Below are 21185 nucleotides of genomic sequence, written 5' to 3' on the forward strand. Positions count from 1 at the left end.
ATCGGCCGGTCCCGGCGTCGGATAAGGTGGTGGGGTACCCCACAATGACGTGAGCTCCGCCCCGTACCGCCGACCCCGCAGCCCCGTCCGCCCCGCCGCGGATGCGGGCCGCCCCGGGGACGCGGCACCCCGGGGCGGGAAGGAGAATGGATCCCGCCGTGAGCACCCCCACCACCCCCGCCGCCTGGTCCCGCCGCGAAGAGCTGGCCGAGCAGATGATCCCCCTGATCGGCCGCCTGCACCGGGAGAACCAGGTGGTGGTCAACATCCACGGGCGCAGCCTCATCAACCGGTCCGTCACGGACATCATCAAGGCCCACCGGTGGGCCCGGCAGATCGACACCGTGGAGCTGGACCTGGAGGAGACCCTCCCCCTGGTGCAGGCCCTGACCGAGCTGGAGCTGGGCGCGGCCTCCGTGGACCTGGCCCGACTGAACTCCCTGTACCGCAGCGAGGGCGAGGGCCGGGAGCTGGACGCCTGGCTGCGCGAGCAGCTGGCCGAGGTGGTCGGGGGGAAGGGCCGGACCGAACCCGCCGGGCAGGATGTGGTGCTCTACGGCTTCGGGCGCATCGGCCGGCTGCTGGCCCGCATCCTCATCGAGCGCGGGGCCGGCTCGGGGCTGAACCTGCGCGCCGTCGTCGTGCGGAAGAACGCGGAGAACGACCTGTTCAAGCGCGCCTCCCTGCTGCGCCGGGACTCCGTGCACGGCGCGTTCAACGGCACCATCCAGGCGGACCCGGAGACGGACGTGATCACCGCCAACGGGGTGCCGATCCAGTTCATCTACTCCTCGGACCCGGCCGCCGTGGACTACGAGCGGTACGGGATCCGCGATGCGGTGGTCATCGACAACACCGGCCGCTGGCGCGATGAGGAGGGCCTGTCCCAGCACCTGAAGGCCAAGGGCGTGGCGAAGGTCCTGCTGACCGCGCCGGGCAAGGGGGACCTGAAGAACATCGTGTGCGGGGTCAACGACCACGTCATCGAGGACTCGGACCGGATCCTGTCCGCCGCCTCCTGCACCACCAACGCGATCACCCCGGTGCTGAAGGTGCTCGACGACGAATACGGCGTCTCCCACGGCCATGTGGAGACCGTCCACTCCTTCACCAACGACCAGAACCTCATCGACAACTTCCACAAGGGGGACCGCCGCGGCCGCTCGGCGGCCCTGAACATGGTGCTGACCGAGACCGGCGCGGCCAAGGCCGTGGCCAAGGCCCTGCCGCAGATGGCGGGCAAGCTCACCGGCAACGCGATCCGTGTGCCCACCCCGGACGTGTCCATGGCGATCCTGAACCTGCAGCTGGGCAAGGCCCCGGAGTCCAAGGAGTCCCTGAACGCCTACCTGCGGGACATGTCCCTGAACTCCCCGCTGCGCAAGCAGATCGACTACACGGACTCCCACGAGGTGGTCTCCACGGACTTCGTGGGCTCCCGGCGCGCCGGGATCGTGGACGGTCTGGCCACCATCGTGTCCGGGAGCTCCGTGGTGGTCTACGTCTGGTACGACAACGAGTTCGGCTACTCCTGCCAGGTGATCCGGGTGGTGGAGGAGATGGTCGGGGCCCACCCGGCCAGCTTCCCGCGGGACTGACCCGCGTCCGGCGCCGAGCCGTCAATCCGGGAGGGATGTCCCCGAAAATCGGGGATCGTCCCTCCCGGATTGACGGCTCGGCGCTGAGAATTCTTGGCGCTGGAACGTCTTGGCGCCGGGGAGGAGCGCTCAGGCGCGGTAGAAAGCATCGATGACGGCGCCCAGCGCGGCGGCGTCCTCGATGTGGCACATCTCCCGGGCCGAGTGCATGGACAGCAGGCCCAGCCCGACGTCGATGGTGCGCATCCCCAGGCGAGTCGCGGTGATGGGTCCGATGGTGGAGCCGCACGGGACGTCGTTGTTGGACACGAACTCCTGATACCGGGCCCCCGCGTCACGGCAGGCCTGCGCCCAGATCGCCGCGCCCACCGCGTCCGTGGCGTAGCGCTGATTCGCGTTGATCTTCAGCAGCGGCCCGCGGCCGGGCTGCGGACGGTTGACCGGGTCGTGATGCCCCGAATAGTTCGGGTGGACCAGGTGCCCGGCGTCGGAGGACAGGCACACCGAGGCCACCAGGGCCCGACGGTACTCCTCCGGGGAGTCCCCGCGGGCCGCGCTGATCCGCACCAGCAGGTCCTCCAGGATGGGCCCGGCGGCACCGGAGCGGGTCGACGAGCCGATCTCCTCGTGATCGAAGGCCGCCAGCACCAGGGTCTGCTCCGACGCCGAGCCGCCGGCGGCCGCCGCACCGATCAGGGCCTGCACTCCGGCGTGCACCGAGGAGAGGTTGTCCAGCCGCCCCGCGGCCAGGAACTCCTCCTCCGCGCCGAACAGCCGCGGCTCCTGGGCATCGGCCAGCACCACGTCCCAGCCCAGGACCCGCTCCGGGGCCACCGGCGCCGGGTGGGCCCCCGCGGCGTCCAGGGCCTGTTCGCCCAGGTGGGCCAGCACATCCCGCGGCTCCTCCCCCGCCGCCCAGATCGGCTGGGTGTGCCGCTGACGGTCCAGGGTCAGCCCCTCATTCTGCGTGCGGTCCAGGTGGATGGCCAGCTGCGGGATCCTGGCCACCGGACCCGTGGCCACCAGACGCTGCCCGAGGCTCCCATCCTCCTCGCGCACGGCCAGGCGCCCGGCCAGACGCAGCTCCCGGTCCAGCCACGAGTTCAGCAGGGCCCCGCCGTACACCTCGACGCCCAGCTGGCTCCACCCCAGGGACCCGGTGCTCGGGTGCGGCTTCAGCTTGAAGGAGGGCGAGTCCGTGTGCGCGCCGAGGACGCGGAAACCCCCAGCCCGCTGCCCGGTCTCCGGCTGCACCCAGGCCAGCAGGGCGCCGTCGCGCCGCAGGAAGTACCCGCCCGGAGCCGTGGGGAAGGGTTCGGACTCCCGCACCGGGGTGAACCCCTCGGCCTCCAGGCGGCGGGCCCCCTCGGCGGCGGCGTGGAAGGAAGACGGGGAGGCGGCGAGGAAGCGGCCCAGATCCAGGGCGTGCTCGCGGGCGTCGGGAATGGGGGCGGTGGTCATGGATTCCTCCTGGATTCGGGGATGGGGTCGAATCGGGTCGGCGGGGGCGCCATCGGCGGGGCCATGAGGGGCATGCGCAGGCGCGGCAGGTTCCGGCGTCGGGCCAGGCGCACCACCAGCAGGGCGTACAGCCCGTCCACCACGACGGCGACCACCAGGTCCCCCGGGGCCCCGCCGGACGAGGCCGTGGGATCCGCCCAGCCGATCAGCCCGAGGCCCAGGCCGATGACGTTGTTGGCCGAGTGCAGGCCGATCGCCGCCTCCAGTCCGCCGGTGCGCCAGGTGAGGTAACCCGCCACGACGGCGAGCACCCCCACGCTGGCCTGCCCCCACGGATCGTAGCCGTGGCCCAGGACGAACACCGGCACCGGCAGCAGGATGGCCCACGCGGGGTGACGCAGCCAGCGGCCCAGGGTCTGCATGGGCAGGCCCCGGAAGACCACCTCCTCGGTGGCGCACTGCACCGGCACCAGCAGCAGGATCATCACGAGGATCGCCAGGCTGGTCCCGCCGTTCCAGACGGTCTGCGGCAGGCCCGCCTGCGCCGCGCCGGTCTCCGCCTGCTCCACGGGCAGCAGCATCATCACCGCCTGCACCGCGACGAACACGGCGACGGCGAGCCCCGTGCACCGGGTCAGCCAGCCCCAGCGCAGGCGCCCGGCCGCGGAGAGGATCAGACCGATCGGGCGGGGCCCCATCACCAGGCGACCCACCAGCACGGCCGGCAGCATCACGATGATGCCGAGGAAGGTCATCAGGAAGATCCCGGGGCGGGTGAACAGCTCCACCGGGTACCCGGAGGGCCCCAGCTCGATCCGCGCGGAGGCGGGGTCCCCGGCGTGGACGGCGAACCAGACCAGCCCGAGGGCGAAGGACAGCGCGAGGTACACGGCTCCGGCCAGCGGAATCTCGACCAGCGGGGACCACCAGCGGTGCCGCGGATCGGCGAGCGCGAGCCGGTGGTAGGCCAGCCCGGCGGCGGGTGCGGGTGCCTGGCCCGGCTGGGCGTGCCGGGTGTCCGGGCGGGGGCCGACGTCGTGAGGGGGCTCGGCGGGCGGCGTCGCGCCGGGGCGCTCGGGCGGGGGCTGGACCATGGTCTCCACTGTATCCATCCGCCTCCCGGCCCTTCCGGACGAGTCGTGACCCGAGCTATAGACTGGTGGGAATCGCCGTCCGCCGCCCCGCCGGAAGGAGTGCCGTGCCGCAGCCACCCGCCGACGCCGCCCCTGCCCTGCACGCGCTGGGCCCGCGCGCGGTGCTCGCAGATCTGCCGGACCTGGCCGCCGTCCTGGACCTGCGGGAACGGGTGCTCGCCGATCCGCCGGAGCACCTGCTGGCCGGGCGCGCCGGGACCGTGCCCGCCGCGCGGACCCTCCTGCTGCGCTTCGACCGACCCCTGGACGAGGCCGCCCGCACCCGCCTCGCCCGGCACCTGGGCCGACTCACGGCCCAGGATCCGGGAGTGCAGGCGCCGGCAGACCGGGAGCGCGTGGTGGAGATCCCCGTGCGCTACGACGGCGCGGATCTGACCGCCTGCGCGGAGCACCTGGGCTGCACCCCCGAGGAGGTGGTGCGCCGCCACACCGAGACCCGCTGGCGGGCCGGATTCGCTGGCTTCGCCCCGGGCTTCGCCTACCTCACCCCGGACGGCGGAGCGAACGGCACTCCGGACGCCACAGGCCCCGGCGGGCTCGAGGTGCCGCGTCGGGACTCCCCGCGCACCCGGGTGCCGGCCGGCTCGGTGGCCCTGGCCGGGACCTTCTCCGCGGTCTACCCGCAGGACTCCCCCGGAGGCTGGCAGCTCATCGGACGCACCGACGCCCCGCTGTGGGACGTGGACCGCGACCCTCCAGCGCTGATCGCCCCCGGCGACGTCGTGCGGTTCCGGGAGATCACCGACGACGCCGACGACGCCGAGCCCCGCGGGGCGGCGGAGGATTCCCCCGACGGCTCACCTCGTGCGACCGATCGGGACTTCGGCGCGGCCGCCGAGACTCCGGAGCCCCGCACCGTCCGGGACGACACCGGGGCGGAGCAGACCGCCGCCCGGCTGCGGATCCTCGCCCCGGGGCTGTCCACCACGCTGCAGGACGCCGGGCGGCCGGGGCTGGATGACCTCGGCGTCGGGCCCTCCGGGTGGGCCGATCCCCTCGCGGCGCACGCGGCCAACCGGCTGGTCGGCAACCCGCCGGGCTCGGCCGTGCTGGAGAACGCGCTGGGCCGGCTGCGGGTGATGGTCCCGGAGGACGCCCCGGATGCGGTGCTGGCGCTGACCGGAGCGCGAGTGCAGGCGAGCCTCTCCGGTTCCGATACTCAGGGACCGCGGCCCGCGCCCCTGGATCGGCCCTTCCTGCTGCGCGCCGGGCAGACCCTGGAGATCGGTCCGGTCCGGTGTGGCCTGCGCCTGGTGCTGGCCGTGCGCGGCGGCTTCACGGGTCGGGCCGTGCTGGGGTCCCTGGCCACGGACACCCTCTCCGGGGCGGGCCCGGCGCCCCTGACCCGCGGGGACGAGGTGCCCGTGGGGCCGACCCCGCGCGCCGCCGTCGAGCCGTGGTGCCCGCCGGTGCCCCTGCCCGAGGACGACGCCGTGCTGCGCCTGCCGCTGGCCCCGGGGCCGCGTGCGGACTGGTTCGCCGACGACTCCATGGCCGCCCTGCACCGGAGCGTGTGGCGGGTGGCCGAGCAGTCGGATCGGGTGGCGGCCCGCCTGGAGCCCGAACCCGCCGACGCCGTCGGGGCTGTCGGGGTCGAGGACCGCGGGCCGGCGTCCGGGCGGGGGTCCTCATCCGACGCCGATGCCGCCCGCACTGACGCCGCTCAGACCGCAGGCTCCGGCGCCGTCGCGGCCGGGCTGCGTCGCACTCCGGAGCGCGAGGGGGCGGAGCTGGCCTCCGAACCGCTGGTGCGCGGGTCCGTGCAGATCCCGCCGAACGGGCACCCGGTGGTGTTCCTGGCCGACCGTCCCGTGACCGGCGGCTACCCGGTCCTCGGTCTCGTGGCCCCCGAGCACCTGCGGCTGCTGGCCCAGGCCCCGCCGGGCACGCGCGTGGTGCTGGAGCCGCCCGCCATCACCCCGGCCGCACCCGCCGACCAGCCCGCCGGCGTCGTCGCAGGCCCCGATCCGCCTGACCCCGCCGGGATCATCCGTCCCGATTCGCCCGAGAACGCCGCACCCACCGAGGAGAGCCGATGCGCACCGTCCTGATCGCCAACCGCTCCGAGATCGCCGTGCGGATCATCCGCGCCTGCGCCGAGCGCGGCATCCGCACCGTCGCCGTGTACGCCGATGCCGACGCCGAGGCGCCGCACGTTCTCCTGGCCGACGAGGCCTACGCCCTGGAGGGGGATTCCCCCGCCGAGACGTACCTGGATCAGCGGAAGCTGCTGGAGATCGCCCGGCGCGCCGAGGCCACGGATGTGCACCCCGGCTACGGGTTCCTCGCCGAGTCGGCGGGCTTCGCCCGGGCCGTGATCGCGGCGGGTCTGCGGTGGATCGGCCCCTCCCCGGAGACCATCGAGGCGCTGGGGGACAAGATCCGGGCGCGGGAGATCGCCCGGGCGGCCGGCGCCCCGCTGGCCCCGGGCACGGACGGCCCGCTGGAGGATGCCGCCCAGGCGCGGGCCTTCGCCGAGGAGCACGGGCTGCCCATCATCATCAAGGCCGCCCACGGAGGCGGGGGCCGCGGGATGCGCGTGGTGCGCGAGGTCGACGAGGTGGGGGAGGCCTTCGAGGCCGCGGCTCGGGAGGCCCGCGGAGCCTTCGGGCGCGGGGAGTGCTTCGTGGAGCGCTTCCTGGAGCGGCCCCGGCACGTGGAGGCGCAGGTGGTGGCCGATGCCGCGGGCGGCGTCGTCGTGCTGGGCACCCGGGACTGCTCCCTGCAGCGGCGCAACCAGAAGCTCGTGGAGGAGGCACCCGCGCCCTTCCTCACCGAGGAGCAGCGGCGCACCCTCGAGGGCGCGGCCGCGGCGATCTTCCGGGAGGCCGGGTACGTCAACGCCGGAACGTGCGAGTTCCTGGTGGGCGCGGACGGGCTGATCAGCTTCCTGGAGGTCAACACCCGCATCCAGGTGGAGCACCCGATCACCGAGGAGGCCTACGGGGTGGACCTGGTGGGGCTGCAGCTGGACGTCGCCGCCGGGGAGCCCCTGCCCTTCGACGAGGCGCCCGCACCGCGCGGGCACGCCATCGAGTTCCGGATCAACGCCGAGGATCCGGGCCGCGGCTTCCTGCCTGCCGGGGGCGCGGTGCGCGCGCTGGCCCTGGGCGGCGGTCCCGGGGTGCGGGTGGATGCCGGGGTGGGTCCGGGCACGACGGTGGCCGGGGAGTTCGACTCCCTGCTGGCCAAGCTGGTGGTCACCGCCCCGACCCGCCGGCAGGCGCTGGCCCGGGCGCGCACGGTGCTGCGGGAGGCCGCGGTGGACGGGGTGGCCACGACCCTGCCCTTCCACCGGGCGGTGCTGGCACGCCCGGAGTTCGCGGCCGAGGAGGCGGAGGGCTTCGGGGTGCACACCACGTGGATCGAGGAGACGCTGACCCCGGATCTCGAGCCCGACGGCGGCTACGCCGCGCCCCGGTTCGCGGACCCGTGGGGCGAGGACGGCGGCTCCTCCGGCCCCGCTGGCGTGGCGGCCGCGGTGGAGGTGGAGGGCCGCAGGCTGCGGGTGCGCCTGCCCGAGACCGCTCTGGCGGCCCTGGGCGAGGGGCTGGGCCGGCACCTGGCCGCGGCGCCGGGCGGGCGCGGTGCCTCGGGCGGTTCGGCGGGGTCCGGCGCTTCCGCGGGTGCGGGCGGTTCCGGGGGCGCTGACTCTGGTGAGGGGGCGGCCGACGGCGCGGGCGGCGTCGTCGTGGAGGCCCCGCTGGCCGGCTCCCTGGTGCGCTGGGTCGCCGAGGACGGCACCCAGGTAGCCGAGGGCGAGCGGCTCGCGGTGCTGGAGGCCATGAAGACCGAGATGCCGGTGGAGGCCCCGGGAGCGGGGGTGTTCCACCGGGCGGAGCTGGAGCCGGGGGCCAAGGTCGCCGCGGGCACGCAGCTGGGGCGCATCACCGGCTGACCCGCCGCCCGAGGCGCCGCGCTGATCGGGCCGCGCAATCATCCCCGCGCGACGGCGGTTCGGGGCCCTGGTCCGGCCGAGCGGCCGCTGGTTGGAATCGCTCGCCGCGCCGTCGCACCGCTGCGGACCCCGTCAACCCCACAGCTTCCCGAGGCTCTGCACGGCGTTGGCACCCAGCCACAGGGTCAGGGCCCACACCGCCACGCCCACCGCGATCAGCCACGCCGGGTAGCGGTACCCGTGCAGGAGATCCCGGCGTCGGAAGATCGCCACCACCAGGATCACCGTGAAGCCGACGGGCAGGATCAGCCCGTTGACCGTCCCCGCGATGATCAGCAGGTTGGCCGGGGCCGTGCCCAGGGAGGCGAACACGATGGTGGAGACCACGATCATCGCCACCGTCAGCCCGTTGCGCACCAGGGGACGAGCCGTGCGCGGGACCATGAAGGACACCGAGGTGTACGCCGCCCCGATCACCGAGGAGATGGCCGCGGCCCACAGGATCAGCCCGAACAGCCGCAGCCCCACCTCCCCGGCCGCGTGCTGGAAGGCGCTGGCGGCGAGATTTCCACCGGCCAGCTGCGCCCCGCCGGCCACCACCCCCAGGATCGCCAGGAACAGCAGGAAGCGCATGATCCCGGTGACCACGATGGAGACCACGGAGGCGTTGGAGATCGAGCGGACCTCCTCCACCCCGTGCACCCCGGCGTCGACCATCCGGTGCGCCCCGGCGTAGGTGATGTACCCGCCCACGGTCCCGCCGATCAGCGTGATGATCACAGCCATGTCGATGACGTCCGGGGCCACGGACTGGCGCAGCGCCTCCCCCACCGGCGGATTCGAGACCACCGCGACGTACCCGGTGATCAGGATCATCACCACCCCGAGGACGACGACGATCCGGTCCAGCGCCGCCCCGGCCTTCCGGGACAGGAACACCGCCACCGCCAGGGCCGCCGTGAGGATCCCGCCCCAGGTGGGGTCCAGCCCGAGCAGGGCGTTCAGCCCCAGGCCGCCGCCGGCGACGTTGCCGACGTTGAACACGAAGCCGCCGAAGACCACGAAGACCGCCAAAACCGCGCCCAGACCCGGCACCAGGGCCCCGGCCAGCTGGTTGGCGCGCAGCCCGGACACGCCGATGACCCGCCACACATTCAGCTGCACCGCGATGTCCACGAGGATCGAGAGCAGGATCGCGAAGGCGAAGGCCGCCCCGAGCTGCACCGTGAAGTTGGCGGTCTGGGTGATGAAGCCGGGGCCGATCGCGGAGGTCGCCATGAGGAAGAGCGCTCCCAGCAGGATCGAGCGCTTGGACTCGGTATGCGGCAGGCGCTGCTTGGCGACGACGTCGCCCGCGGCCGTGGGCGGTGCCGACTCCGTGACGGGGTGCCCGGCGTGGTCGTGGTCCGGGCGGTGTTCGCGACGGCGGTCGCGGTGGGAGCGGCGGGAGGGATCAGGGGTCATGACGGGGCCTCTCGGAGCATCAGTGTGGCACGACACACGCGAGCCTACCAGCGCGGTCGATGCTGAGACGGCGCTCTCGTTCCCACCCCCTCACCGAGACGGCGCTCTCGTTCCCACTTTCGGAATTTCCGGGAACGGATGCGCCGCCTCGCGGAAGGAACGGGCCGGGAAGGGAACGGATGCGCCGGCTCGGGGATGGGGTGGGGCGGGCGGGGCCGGGGTCAGACGAAGCGGCCCAGGGTCAGGCGCAGGGCGTCCTCCAGGTCCTCGAAGCGGAAGCGGTACCCGGCCTCCCGCAGCGCCGCCGGGTCCATCGCGACGTCGGCCAGGGCCAGTTCCCGGGCGCCCTGCCGGCCCAGCACGGCCGTCGGGGCCGCGGCGGGGGTCGGGACGACGGCGGGGCGGCGCAGCACCCGGCCCAGGGTGCGGGCGAACTCCCGCTGGGTCACCGGGTTCGGGGCGGCGGCATTGAGCGGACCGGAGATCTCCGGGTTCGCGAGCGCGACGGCGTAGATCTGGACGAGGTCGTGCAGGGAGATCCACGGCTGGCGCATCCGACCCCCGCCCATCGGGCCGCCGGCCCCGGCCAGGTACAGCGGCAGCTGGACACCCAGCAGACCGCCGGCCGCGCTGAGCACCAGGCCGGTGCGCACCAGGGCCACCCGGATCCCGAAGTCCTCGGCGCGGCGGGCCTCGGCCTCCCAGCGGCGGCACACCTCGGCGAGGAAATCCGTTCCGGACGGGGATGCCTCGGTGACGGGTCCGGCGTCGTGGCCGTAGTACCCGGAGGCCGAGGCGCTGACCAGGGTCATCGGCCCGTCCTCGCCCGCCGCCTGCGTCATCGCGGTGACCAGGGTCCGGGTGGCGTCCAGCCGGGAATGCAGCACGGCCCGGCGGTGGGCGTCGGTGAAGCGCCCGGCGATGCCCGCCCCGGAGAGGTTCACGACGGCGTCGGCCCCGGCCAGCAGCTGCGGGTCCAGGACCCCGTGGGCCGGATCCCAGGTGATGACGTCCGCGTCCAGGCGCACCGAGGGGCCCTCCCGGCGCTGCAGGGTGATGACCCGGTGCCCGCCGGCGCGCAGCAGGGCGCTCAGCTGCATGCCGACCAGCCCCGAGGCCCCGGCGATCACCACGGTCATCGGCTCGGGGCGGATCCCGCGCAGGGCGGCGTGGAAGTCCAGGTCAGCGCGAGTCTGGCGGGTCCGGTACTCGAAGACGCGCTCCAGCTGCCGCCGCATCTCCCGGACGCTGAACCCGATCCTCGCATCCAGTCGGGCCGGCAGCTCGTAGTCCACCTCGTCGTGCACGCGGGTGGCCGCCGCCTCCGTGCCGCCCTCCACCTCACCGTCGCCGTCCCGGGCGCCCCCGGGAGCGTCGGAGAAGACGTGGTGGTGGGTCCAGGAGCGCAGGGGCCCGCGGTCCATGACGTCCGTGAAGGTCTCCCCCGGGGTGTGCTCGGTGTGCACCGCGGTCCAGCGGACCCCGGCGTGCAGGGAACCGGGCAGGAAGGTCTCCGCCCACGGCAGGCCCATCAGCAGCTTGGTCACCGACCCGCGGTCCAGCCCGTCGGTGGGCTCCTGCAGCACGGTGCCGCTGAACTCCGGGGTGAGCCGTCGGATGGCCCCGGGGGAGCCGTACCAGCCGGTCACGGTCGAGCGCGGGTGGTCTATGACGGCGTCGTGGGTGTAGGTGCTCATGGGGCTCACCTGGCTTTCTCCCAGTCCGCGATGGGACCGGGGACGATGGTGAACAGGGGGTGCGGGCTGATGCGCCCGGCCTCCCTGTCGGTGCGCAGCGCGGGAACCCGCTCCGGGTCCCGCACGGCGAGCTTCTCGGCGAGGAATCCCGCCTCGTAGTCGATCTGCCCGGCGCTCACCGGGATCGGGTCCAGGGCCTGCGCGCGCGCGAGGGCCTCGGCGTCGATCTTCGCGGCGTCGAAGCGGTACCCGCGGCGAGCGGAGTCGGCGTGCAGCTCCCGCAGGAACATCGCGATCCCCGCCAGCGGGTCCGGGCAGGCGCGGAAGCGGGCCAGCTGCGGGTGGTTCCGATACCCGGTGGTCCGCCCCTGCAGCACCTTCTGGGCCAGCAGGGCCTCACGCCACCCGGCCACCAGGCCCTTGGGGTCGAGGTAGCGCGGGTGCAGGCTCCACAGTCGCACGGTGGCCTCCTCTTCGGATCGGGGGGCGCTCGCCGACGGACCGCCCTCTCTCGGCCCACGCTACCGCGCGGAAGGCGCCCCGGCCGCCCGCAGGCCGCCGCGCCTCCCAAAGGGATCCGCTGGTCAGGGCGCGGTCCGGGCGTCATCGAGCACCGAAGCTCGCACCATCGAGTAGGGTGTTCGGGCATCCCCGATCACCCGCCGCCGGCCCCGCGCGCGACGACGACGCCGCGTCAGCCTCCGCCGTCGGCCCGCACCCGGAAGGTGACTCCCCTGGATTACACCCCGTACACCCTGCTCTCGGACATCGGCTGGATCTCCGGTCTGCTGCTGCTCGGCAAGCTGATCCGCCGGTTCATCCCTGTCGCCCAGCACCTGCTGCTGCCCGCGCCGATCACCGGCGGTCTGCTGGGCATCCTGTTCGGCCCGGCCGGGCTCGGCTGGATCCCGTTCTCGGACCAGCTCAACGCGTACTCCTCGATCCTCATCGCCGTGGTGTTCGCGGCCATGCCCTTCTCCATGGAGTTCTCCGGGAAGGTCGCCAAGGGCGCCCGGACCATGTGGTCCTACTCCACCGGCATGTACGTGGGCCAGTGGGGCATCGCGGTGCTGTTCGGCCTGATCGTGCTGGTCCCGCTGTTCGGCACCCCGGACTGGTTCGGGATGATCATGCCGGTCGGCTGGGTCGGCGGCTTCGGCACCGCCGCCGCGGTGGGCGCGGCCCTGGACGGGGACGACGGCGCCGCCGTCGCCACGACCCTGGGGTTCACCTCCGCGACCGTCGGCACGCTGGTGGCGATCATCGGCGGCGTCATCATCGCCAAGTGGGGCTCCTCCACGGGGCGGACCTCCCAGATGGGCTCGTACAAGGAGCTGCCGGATGACGTGCGCACGGGCCTGATCTCGATCATCGGGGAGCGACCCTCCATCGGGAAGGGCACCTCCTCCCCGTCCTCCCTGGAGCCGCTGGCCCTGCACCTGTCCGTGATCGCCGGGACGACGTTCGTGGCGTACCTGGTGACCAACGGGATCAAGACCGCCACGGGGATCTCCATCCCGATGTTCGCGATGGCCTTCGTGATCGGCTTCATCTTCCGCCTGATCCTGGACGCCACCAAGGCCTCCGCGTACGTGGACGGCACCACCGTGAACTCGATCTCCGGCGGGGCCACGGACTACCTGGTGGCCTTCGGCATCGCCTCGATCGTGCCGTCCATCGTCGTGGACTACGCGGTGCCGCTGGTTCTGCTGTTCGTGCTGGGCCTGGTGTACTGCCTGCTGGTGTTCCGCTTCCTCTCCCCGGCGATGTTCCAGCAGGCCTGGCTGGAGCGCGGCCTGTTCGGGTGGGGCTGGGCGACGGCGTCGGTGGCCACCGGCATCGCCCTGCTGAAGATCGTGGACCCGCGGATGAAGTCCGGGACCATGGAGGAGTTCGGCGTGGCCTACGTGGGGTACGCGCCCTTCGAGATCGGCACCACGATCCTCGCCCCGATCATGGTGACCCTGGGCCTGACCTGGGCCTTCGGCGGGATCGCGACCGTGGTGGCCGTGGTCGTGATCGTCCTGGCCTTCGCCCTGGGCTGGGTGCGCGCCAACCGCGACGGCGAACACGAGGCGGTGCGGGTCCGCACCTGACGCCCCCGGGCGGGGCGCCTGCGGGCGGGGCGCCTGCCCGTTTGGGAGCCGTTTCGCCGTTTGGGAGCCACGAGGACGCTCCCAAACACCGAGACGGCTCCCAATTCGCGGTGGTGAGGCATCCCCGCGGGCGGGAGCCGCGGGTGGGCACACCGCGGAGCGGGCGTTAGGGTGAGGTGAGCCTTACTCGTCCCGATCGGATCGGAGGTCCCCATGACCGCCCCGCAGCGCAAGCCCAAGCCGCAGACCCTCCTGCAGGTCGTCGAACGACGGCAGCTCACCCCGCACATGGTGCGCCTGATCCTCGGCGGGGAGGGATTCTCCGCATTCCAGGACAACGGCTTCACGGATCAGTACGTCAAGCTGGTCTTCGCCAAGCCGGAGCTGGGCCTGAGCGCCCCCTTCGACATGATGCACGTGCGGGAGACCCTCCCGCCGGAGGACGTTCCCGTGACCCGCACCTACACGGTGCGCGCCGTCGACCATGAGGCGCAGACCCTGACCATCGACTTCGTGACCCACGGGGACGAGGGACTGGCCGCCCCGTGGGCCGCGCAGGCATCCCCCGGGGACCAGCTGGTGCTCATGGGGCCCGGCGGGAAGTACTCCCCGGATCCCGACGCCGACTGGCACCTGTTCGCCGGCGACGCCTCGGCGCTGCCCGCCATCGGCTCCGCGATCGAGGCCCTGCCCGACGACGCCCGCGGGTACGCCTTCATCACCCTGGACCACGACGAGGACCGCCAGGAGTTCGCCTCGGTGCCGGAGGGCTTCGAGGTCGTGTGGAAGGTGCAGGAGGGCACCGGCGCGGATCCGAACCGGCTGACCGCGCTGATGCAGTCCCGCGAGTGGCTGCCCGGCACCGTGGACGTCTTCGCCCACGGGGAGCGGGAGTCCATCAAGCAGGTGCGTCGCCTCCTCAAGGAGCGGGAGGTCCCCCGGGAGCGGATCTCCATCTCCGGGTACTGGGCCTACGGGCGCACCGAGGACCGCTTCCAGGCGGAGAAGCGCGAGCCGATCGGCAAGATCGAGGACTGAGCGAGCGGCCGTCATCGATCGCTATCCTCGGGGCATGCAGTCGATCAAACCGGCATCAGTGAGTCCCGAACGGCGCCACCGCTGGGAGCGGAGGCTCCTGCTGTCCGGGTTGATCGCGGCCTTCACCGTGATCGTGGTGAATGGGCTCGGCTCCCGCTTCCTGGGCTGGTGGCCCGGGGCTCTGCTCTGACTCAGATCTGGGTGCAGTTCACCCTCATCCTGTCCTTCCTCCTCCTGATGAGCGCCTCCACGCCGACCCCCGCCCAGCAGCCGCTGGCTCGCTCGCGTCGGCTCGGCTGGACGGCGTGGTTCTACGGCGCAGCGGGCCTTCTCCTCACCGGCCTGGCCCTGTTCTCCGCTGGTGACGGCTCGGCGGATTCTCGCGATCGGGCGTGGAGGTTCGCGGGTCTGGCGCTGCTGTTCCTCTCCCTGTGCTCCACCCACGCCATCGTCAGCATCCGGGCCCGCCGACGGCTCGCCGCGCGCGACGCCGAACCGTCACTCACGTGAGGTCTGCGCACCCCAGAGCCCACGTGAGTGACGGCTCGGCAAGGTGACCGTCCGACGACACACACCACCGCACCCCGCCCTCAGGGCAGGGCGATGCTCTCGGCCAGGCGCCCGGCGGTCTCGCGCATGGAGGGCAGGATCCCTCGGATGCGCTCCGGGCTCAGACGCGAGTGCACGGCGGAGATGCTCACTGCGGCCAGCGCAGCCCCGGCGGCGTCGTACACGGGCACCGGCAGGGACAGCCCAGACAGCTCCGGGACCACGTGGTTGGGACCGGCGGCGTATCCGAGGTCGGCGACGTCGGCCAGAGCGCGGCGCATCATTGCCTCGTGCTTGGCGGAGGAGGCGGCCACCCACTCGGGGGATCGGCGGCTGCGCCACTGGCCGAGCTCCCGTTCCTGTTCGACGGCCGGCAGGGTGCCGAGGATCGCCAGGCCGCAGTACGTGTTGCTCAACGGCAGGATGTCCCCTGGGTCGATGGCGTACGCCCGCAGCGGGTAGGTGCCGCTGGTGCGGGTCACGTACCTGACGCCGTCCGCGTGGCGCACCCCCACGTACACGGTGTCTCCGCAGATCCCGGACAGCCGCTGCGCCTCGTGCCGGATGCGGTCGGCGTTGAGCACCGGTCCGGGAGCCGCCAGACCCAGCGCGTACAGCTTCGGTCCGCACGCGTACCGGCGCTGAGCGGTGGCCCGCACCAGCCCGACGGCCGCCAGCTCACCGAGGATGCGGTGCACCGTGGGGCGGGCGATTCCGGTTCGCTCGGCGAGGTCCTTCAGCCGCGCCCCGTCCTGCCCCGCCACAGCCAGGGCGTCCAGGATCGCAGCGATCTTGGGGACGGTGCCGGGGCCCCGCGTCGGTGCTGATGCCATCGCGCCTCCTTCCGTGCAGAGCAGAGAGTCCGCAGAGCTGACTTCCGATGATCCGCCATCTCTTGTGATGCAGACTACGCCGTCGTAGAAATATCACCACGACGGCCGCGACGGACCCCGCTCCGAACCCCCGGCGCCGCGGCAGCGAAGCCGCGGCCCCGAGTCGGAGGGGCCAACGCCCCCAAGGGCCGTCACTCCGACCACCTTCGACGCCGCAGGAGGCCCACCCGATGTACGACGATCTCCCATCCCTCGCCCACACCGTGCAGACTCAGGACAGCGCAGGCTCCGCCGTCGACGTCACCTGGTACGACTCCCGCGATGCCCACGACCGCGACGACGTCATCCTCCTGGTCCACGGCACCGGAGGCTCCACGGCCGCGAACTTCGGCTTCCTCTTCCCGGTCCTGGCGACGCGTCAGCGGACTCTGGCCGTGGACTGGACCGCCCCTGAGGGCACCACCGCCCCGGCAGGTGAGTCCGCTCAGCGGACCCTGGAGCTGGAGGACCTGGCGCTGCAGGTCATCGCCGTGCTCGAGGAGGCCGCCGTCGAGGCCGGGCACGTGACCCTGCTGGGCTACAGTCTCGGCGCGTGCGTGGCCGCCCTCATCGCCGCCCGCCGCCCCGAGCTGATCGGACGGCTCGTGCTGCTCAACGGCTGGGCGCGCACGGACCTGCAGCAGCTGATCCGCAACGACGTCTGGAACCGCCTGTACGCCGCGGACCACGAGGCCCTCGCCGAGTACACGGCCTTCTGCGCTTTCGGCGGCCCCTTCCTCGCCGGCAAGACGATGGCGGAGATCGCCCCCGCCCTGAAGGCCCAGTCCTTCACCCCCTTCACCGCGGCGCAGATGGAGCTGAACCGGCGGGTGCAGATCGCCGAGGAGACGGAGGCCATCCCGCATCCCACGCTCGTCATCGGCTCGGAGGAGGACCAGATGGTCCCGCTGCGCCACCAGCGGCAGCTGTTCGGGGCCATCCGGGACGCGCGCCTGGCCGTGATCGGCACCGGCCATGCCTCCGTGCTGGAGCGGCCCTCCGAGATCAGCTTCCACGTGCAGGGCTTCCTCGACGACCCTCAGCGCCATGACGCGGGGACCCTCATCCCCGCACCGCGGCCGTGACCCCGACAGCCGACCCCATCGATCCCAACCCCACCCGAGTCCGGCGGCCGCCGGAGCCCAGCCTCGGCCGCAGGCCTCCCACCCTCCAGGAGCACACCATGACCACCACCGCCGACACCCACATCACCACCCCGACCCCCGCGAACACCGAGCCAGGCACCGCCCCAGGCAATGATCCCACCCGAGTGAAGACCGCGATCATCGGCTCCGGCTTCGCCGGTCTGGCCATGGGCATCCGCCTCAAGCGCCGCGGGGACGAGGACTTCCTCATCATCGAACGCGCCTCCGACCTCGGCGGCACCTGGCGGGACAACACCTACCCCGGGGTCGCCTGCGACGTCCCCTCGCACCTGTACTCCTTCTCCTTCCGCCCCAACCCCAACTGGACCAGCCTCTTCTCCCCCGGGGCCGAGATCCAGGAATACCTGCGCGAGTGCGCCCGCGAGGAGGGACTCACGCCGCACTTCCGATTCGACGCCGCCCTGCGGGACGCCACCTGGAACGAACGGACCCAGCGATGGGAGCTGAGCACCGACGGGGGTGAGGTGGAGGCCCGCTACCTGATCATGGCCACCGGACACCTGGCCGATGAGCACCTGCCGGAGGTGCCCGGCCTCGAGGGATTCACCGGACGCGCCTGCCATTCGGCCCGCTGGGATCCGAGCATTCGACTGGAGGGCCTGCGGGTCGGCATCGTCGGCACGGGCGCCAGCGCGATCCAGCTGGTGCCGGAGGCGCAGCAGGCGGCGAGGGAGCTGGTGGTCTTCCAGCGCACCCCGGCGTGGGTGATCCCCCGCCCGGTGAAGGAGTACACGGACGGGGAGAGGCGGATGTTCCGACGGGATCCCTCGACCATCCGTCGGGTGCGTGAGGAGCTGTTCTGGAATCAGGAGAACACGTACCCGGCGCGCCGCGGCATCGATCCGTATCTGAGCGGGATCAAGGCGATGGCCGCCGCGCACCTGGCCGCACAGGTGCAGGACGAGGCGCTGCGGGAGAAGCTGACGCCGCACTACGAACCCGGATGCAAGCGTCTGCTGCTGTCCAACACGTACTATCCCGCCATGGCCGCGGAGAACACCACGGTGGAGGCTTCCGCGCTGGCCTCGGTGCAGGGCTCGACGGCGGTGGCCGCCTCGGGTGCCCGCTACGACCTGGATGTGCTGATCTTCGCGACCGGGTTCGAGGCCGCCCAGCCTCCGTTCGCGCGACTGGTGCACGGCGTGGGCGGGGTGAACCTGGCCGAGCACTGGTCACGCGGGATGCGGGCCCTGGATTCCACGGCGGTGGCCGGGTACCCCAACCTGTTCTCGATCAACGGACCCAACACCTCGCTGGGGCATAATTCGATCGTCTACATCATCGAGTCCCAGGTGGAGTACATCCTGGGGGCGATGGACTACGCCGGGCAGCACGACGATGCCGTGCTCACCCCGATCCCGGAGCAGGAGGAGGAGTACGTGGCGCAGATCGACCGGAAGGCGCGCGGCTCCGTGTGGACCGACGGCGGATGCGATTCCTGGTACCTGGATCCGCGCACCGGTCGGCTGACGCTGATCTGGCCGGATTTCGGGTACGCCTTCCGGGAGGCCAACGGCACCTTCCACCCGGAGCGCTTCGAGCTGCTGCCGGATCGAACGACCGCGGCCGCCTGAGCCCTAGACGCGCTGCCCCGGGCCGCGACATTCCCCGCTGCCCACCTGTCTGGACAGGTGGGCAGCGGGGAGCACAGTGGTGTCTAGACAGGTAGGCACGACCAGGGGGAACCACATGACCGGCAAGGCGGCTGCCATCGATCGGGATCTGCGCGCCCGCATCGAGGACAGCACCTACCCCGTCGGCGGGTTCCTCCCCAGCGAGCACCAGCTGGCCACCTCCTACGGGGCCTCCCGCGAGACCGTGCGCCGGGCCCTGCAGGAGCTCACCGAGGATGGCTGGATCCAGAAGATCACCGGGCGCGGCTCCAAGGTCCTCGAGCGCTCCCACTACGTCTTCCCGGTGACACGACTGCTCGGATACAAGGAGTTCTCCCTCGCCGAGGGCCTGGATCTGGATAACCGCGTGCTCGCCGTCGAGCAGACGATGCTGCCGGTGGCCGCGTTCGCCGGTCTGCGCGACGGAGGAGCGCGCCTGGAACCGGTGCCCGTGACCCACGTGGCTCGACTGCGCGTGATCGACGGGGAGCCGGTGATCATCGACCACGACTATCTGGTGACCGCGCTGGCCCCCGGCATCACCGAGCAGGTCGCCCAGGACTCCCTGTACGACCACCTGGAGGGCACCCTCGGGCTGTCCCTGGGGTACTCCGTCAAGGAGATCCGGGTGGTCCCCGCCGACGACGAGGACTGCCGCCTGCTCGGGTTGGATGCCTCCGACGTCGTGGTGACCACCACCAGCATCACCAGCTTGGAGGACACCGCGGACATCCAGTTCACGGTCTCCCGCCACCGCGCGGACCGCTTCCGGTTCCGCGACTTCGCCCGCCGTCGCCCCGAGGAGAGGAGAACCCGGTGAGCTTCCGTGAGAAGGTCATCTACCAGATCTATCCCAAGTCCTTCCGGGACTCGGACGGGGACGGGGTCGGGGATCTGCGCGGGGTCATCGAGAAGATCCCGTATATCGCCTCCCTCGGGGTCGACATGGTGTGGTTCAATCCGTTCTTTCCCTCCCCGCAGCGGGACAACGGCTACGACGTCGCCGACTACCGCGCCGTGGACCCCGCGATGGGCACCATGGACGACGTCGAGGAGCTGATCGCCCGGCTGGGCGAGCACGGCATCGGCGTCATGTTCGACATGGTCTTCAACCACACCTCCACCGCCCACGAATGGTTCCAGTGCGCCCTCGCCGGTGAGCGGAGGTACCGCGATTACTACATCATCCGCCCGCCCCAGGCGGATGGCTCCCTGCCCACCGACTGGGAGTCCAAGTTCGGCGGGCCGGCGTGGGCGCCTTTCGGGGACACGGGGGAGTATTACCTGCACCTGTTCGATGAGACCCAGGCGGATCTGAACTGGCGCAACCCGCAGGTCCGGGCGGAGATGGCGGAGATCGTGAACTTCTGGCGCGCCAAGGGCGTGCGCGGGTTCCGCTTCGACGTCGTGAATCTCATCGGCAAGGACGCGCAGCTGCGCTCGGCGGGTGACGGCTCGGACGGGCGGCGCATGTACACCGACGGCGCCGACGTCGACGCTTACCTGCGCGAGCTGAATCGCGCGAGCTTCGGTCGGGATCGGGATTCGGTGACCGTCGGGGAGATGTCTTCGACCACGGTGGAGCGCTGCGTGGGCTACTCGGACCCGGACAACGAGGAGCTGGACATGGTCTTCAGCTTCCACCACCTCAAGGTGGACTACCGGGATGGACGCAAGTGGACGCTGATGCCCTTCGACTTCTCCCGGCTGAAGGCCACCCTGCACGAGTGGGCCGCGGGGATGCAGGCCGGGAACGGGTGGAACGCCCTGTTCTGGACCAATCACGACCAGCCGCGGGCCCTGGACCGCTTCGGCAACGCGACCGTGTGGCGCGAGCGCTCCGCGACCATGCTCGCCACCGTGATCCATCTGCTGCGCGGAACCCCGTTCGTGTACATGGGCGAGGAGATCGGGATGACGGACCCGGTCTACACCTCGGTCGAGGAGTACACGGACGTGGAGGCGCGCAACGCCTACGCGACCCTGCGCGCCCAGGGGCTCAGCGAAGCCGACGCCTTCGACGTCGTGCATTCCAAGGCTCGGGACAACGCCCGCACCCCCATGCAGTGGGATGCGAGCGAGCACGCCGGGTTCTCCTCGACCGTGCCCTGGCTGCGTCCGACCAATCAGGAGGCGATCTCCGTGGCCGCGGAAGAGGAGTCCGGGAGGATTCTGCCGTACTACCGGGAGCTGATCCGGCTGCGCCACGAGAGCCCGCTGATCGCGCACGGGACCTACGAAGCGTGGGCCCTGGAGCACCCGAGCGTGTTCGCCTACATCCGGCGGTTGGAGAGCGGTTCGCCGGAAGGGCCCGCGTCGGAATCCGGGGAAGCCCTGCTCGTGCTCACGAACTTCTACGGCGAGAGCACCGCCGTCGCCGTGCCGGAGGAGTTCCGCACCGGTCGGGTGCTGATCGGCAACGTCCACGACGACGACGCGCGGCTGGCCGCCCTCGCTGAGGGGGCCTCCGAGCTGGAGCTGGCCCCGTACGAGGCGATCGCGATCCTCGCGGGGTAAGCGCCCTGAGGGGTCCCCCGGCAGCCTCACCCGCTCCAGGGCCGGGTGAGGCCACCGGGACC

The 21185-nt window shown here is 72.3% G+C and carries 17 protein-coding genes; 11 read left to right on the forward strand and 6 right to left on the reverse strand.

What is annotated here, in order from left to right:
* Positions 1-146: 146 nt before the first annotated feature.
* Positions 147-1598, forward strand: coding sequence for a glyceraldehyde-3-phosphate dehydrogenase (locus tag I6G21_RS03080; protein ID WP_064725294.1), 1452 nt, complete (start codon positions 147-149; stop codon positions 1596-1598).
* A gap of 129 nt (positions 1599-1727) precedes the next feature.
* Here I6G21_RS03080 and I6G21_RS03085 read toward each other — a convergent pair whose 3' ends face one another.
* The gene (locus tag I6G21_RS03085; RefSeq protein WP_129357633.1) at positions 1728-3059 is read right to left on the reverse strand and encodes a M18 family aminopeptidase; all 1332 of its coding nucleotides are present in this window, start codon (positions 3057-3059) and stop codon (positions 1728-1730) included.
* On the reverse strand, positions 3056-4153 hold the full coding sequence (locus I6G21_RS03090; RefSeq protein ID WP_129357632.1) for a CPBP family intramembrane glutamic endopeptidase: 1098 nt from the start codon (positions 4151-4153) through the stop codon (positions 3056-3058). The genes I6G21_RS03085 and I6G21_RS03090 overlap by 4 nt, the downstream gene beginning before the upstream one ends.
* 104 nt (positions 4154-4257) lie before the next feature.
* Between I6G21_RS03090 and I6G21_RS03095 the strand changes: the two genes are divergently transcribed.
* On the forward strand, positions 4258-6264 hold the full coding sequence (locus tag I6G21_RS03095; protein WP_165869975.1) for a 5-oxoprolinase subunit B/C family protein: 2007 nt from the start codon (positions 4258-4260) through the stop codon (positions 6262-6264).
* Positions 6249-8111 (forward strand): acetyl/propionyl/methylcrotonyl-CoA carboxylase subunit alpha, encoded by a 1863-nt coding sequence (locus I6G21_RS03100; protein WP_129357630.1) that lies wholly within the window; start codon positions 6249-6251, stop codon positions 8109-8111. The genes I6G21_RS03095 and I6G21_RS03100 overlap by 16 nt, the downstream gene beginning before the upstream one ends.
* Before the next feature lie 132 nt (positions 8112-8243).
* Here the strand turns inward: I6G21_RS03100 and I6G21_RS03105 are convergent, their stop codons facing one another.
* The 3 genes from I6G21_RS03105 to I6G21_RS03115 form a co-directional block, all read right to left on the reverse strand.
* Positions 8244-9575, reverse strand: a complete 1332-nt coding sequence (locus I6G21_RS03105; RefSeq protein WP_081275473.1) for an NRAMP family divalent metal transporter — start codon at positions 9573-9575, stop codon at positions 8244-8246.
* A gap of 221 nt (positions 9576-9796) precedes the next feature.
* A complete protein-coding gene (locus tag I6G21_RS03110) occupies positions 9797-11272 on the reverse strand; it encodes a TIGR01777 family oxidoreductase (RefSeq protein ID WP_129357629.1) in 1476 nt (491 codons plus the stop codon).
* Positions 11273-11277: 5 nt separating this feature from the next.
* Positions 11278-11733, reverse strand: a complete 456-nt coding sequence (locus I6G21_RS03115; protein ID WP_058730522.1) for a pyrimidine dimer DNA glycosylase/endonuclease V — start codon at positions 11731-11733, stop codon at positions 11278-11280.
* A 264-nt stretch (positions 11734-11997) separates the two neighbouring features.
* Between I6G21_RS03115 and I6G21_RS03120 the strand changes: the two genes are divergently transcribed.
* The 4 genes from I6G21_RS03120 (at position 11998) to I6G21_RS03135 (ending at position 14916) form a co-directional block, all read left to right on the forward strand.
* Positions 11998-13368 (forward strand): sodium/glutamate symporter, encoded by a 1371-nt coding sequence (locus I6G21_RS03120; protein WP_197939458.1) that lies wholly within the window; start codon positions 11998-12000, stop codon positions 13366-13368.
* A gap of 213 nt (positions 13369-13581) precedes the next feature.
* Positions 13582-14406, forward strand: a complete 825-nt coding sequence (locus I6G21_RS03125; protein WP_061225708.1) for a siderophore-interacting protein — start codon at positions 13582-13584, stop codon at positions 14404-14406.
* Between the two features lie 34 nt (positions 14407-14440).
* Positions 14441-14596 carry a hypothetical protein gene (locus tag I6G21_RS03130; RefSeq protein WP_165590078.1) on the forward strand — a complete coding sequence of 52 codons (156 nt, stop codon included), beginning with the start codon at positions 14441-14443 and terminating at the stop codon, positions 14594-14596.
* A gap of 11 nt (positions 14597-14607) precedes the next feature.
* Positions 14608-14916, forward strand: coding sequence for a hypothetical protein (locus tag I6G21_RS03135; RefSeq protein WP_100464874.1), 309 nt, complete (start codon positions 14608-14610; stop codon positions 14914-14916).
* A gap of 80 nt (positions 14917-14996) precedes the next feature.
* Here the strand turns inward: I6G21_RS03135 and I6G21_RS03140 are convergent, their stop codons facing one another.
* The gene (locus tag I6G21_RS03140) at positions 14997-15788 is read right to left on the reverse strand and encodes an IclR family transcriptional regulator (RefSeq protein WP_129357628.1); all 792 of its coding nucleotides are present in this window, start codon (positions 15786-15788) and stop codon (positions 14997-14999) included.
* 230 nt (positions 15789-16018) lie between these two features.
* Between I6G21_RS03140 and I6G21_RS03145 the strand changes: the two genes are divergently transcribed.
* From I6G21_RS03145 to I6G21_RS03160, 4 genes are all read left to right on the forward strand, one after another.
* Entirely contained in the window at positions 16019-16912 is an 894-nt protein-coding gene (locus I6G21_RS03145) for an alpha/beta fold hydrolase (RefSeq protein WP_129357627.1), read from the forward strand.
* Between the two features lie 98 nt (positions 16913-17010).
* Entirely contained in the window at positions 17011-18567 is a 1557-nt protein-coding gene (locus I6G21_RS03150) for a flavin-containing monooxygenase (protein WP_129357626.1), read from the forward strand.
* 115 nt (positions 18568-18682) lie between these two features.
* Positions 18683-19426: a trehalose operon repressor gene (treR, locus tag I6G21_RS03155; RefSeq protein WP_129357625.1), complete on the forward strand. Its 744-nt coding sequence runs from the start codon at positions 18683-18685 to the stop codon at positions 19424-19426.
* Entirely contained in the window at positions 19423-21123 is a 1701-nt protein-coding gene (locus I6G21_RS03160; RefSeq protein WP_061225712.1) for an alpha,alpha-phosphotrehalase, read from the forward strand. The genes treR and I6G21_RS03160 overlap by 4 nt, the downstream gene beginning before the upstream one ends.
* Positions 21124-21185: the final 62 nt, after the last annotated feature.

Source organism: Rothia kristinae, assembly GCF_016028855.1.
GTDB classification, from domain to species: Bacteria; Actinomycetota; Actinomycetes; order Actinomycetales; family Micrococcaceae; genus Rothia; species Rothia kristinae.

Bases quoted from the DNA above. Each gene is read 5' to 3' on its own strand.
- I6G21_RS03090 (WP_129357632.1), bottom strand. From the start codon at position 4,153: ATGGTCCAGCCCCCGCCCGAGCGCCCCGGCGCGACGCCGCCCGCCGAG.
- I6G21_RS03150 (WP_129357626.1), top strand. From the start codon at position 17,011: ATGACCACCACCGCCGACACCCACATCACCACCCCGACCCCCGCGAAC.
- I6G21_RS03105 (WP_081275473.1), bottom strand. From the start codon at position 9,575: ATGACCCCTGATCCCTCCCGCCGCTCCCACCGCGACCGCCGTCGCGAA.
- I6G21_RS03140 (WP_129357628.1), bottom strand. From the start codon at position 15,788: ATGGCATCAGCACCGACGCGGGGCCCCGGCACCGTCCCCAAGATCGCT.
- I6G21_RS03145 (WP_129357627.1), top strand. From the start codon at position 16,019: ATGTACGACGATCTCCCATCCCTCGCCCACACCGTGCAGACTCAGGAC.
- I6G21_RS03100 (WP_129357630.1), top strand. From the start codon at position 6,249: ATGCGCACCGTCCTGATCGCCAACCGCTCCGAGATCGCCGTGCGGATC.
- treR (WP_129357625.1), top strand. From the start codon at position 18,683: ATGACCGGCAAGGCGGCTGCCATCGATCGGGATCTGCGCGCCCGCATC.
- I6G21_RS03125 (WP_061225708.1), top strand. From the start codon at position 13,582: ATGACCGCCCCGCAGCGCAAGCCCAAGCCGCAGACCCTCCTGCAGGTC.
- I6G21_RS03110 (WP_129357629.1), bottom strand. From the start codon at position 11,272: ATGAGCACCTACACCCACGACGCCGTCATAGACCACCCGCGCTCGACC.
- I6G21_RS03085 (WP_129357633.1), bottom strand. From the start codon at position 3,059: ATGACCACCGCCCCCATTCCCGACGCCCGCGAGCACGCCCTGGATCTG.
- I6G21_RS03130 (WP_165590078.1), top strand. From the start codon at position 14,441: ATGCAGTCGATCAAACCGGCATCAGTGAGTCCCGAACGGCGCCACCGC.
- I6G21_RS03080 (WP_064725294.1), top strand. From the start codon at position 147: ATGGATCCCGCCGTGAGCACCCCCACCACCCCCGCCGCCTGGTCCCGC.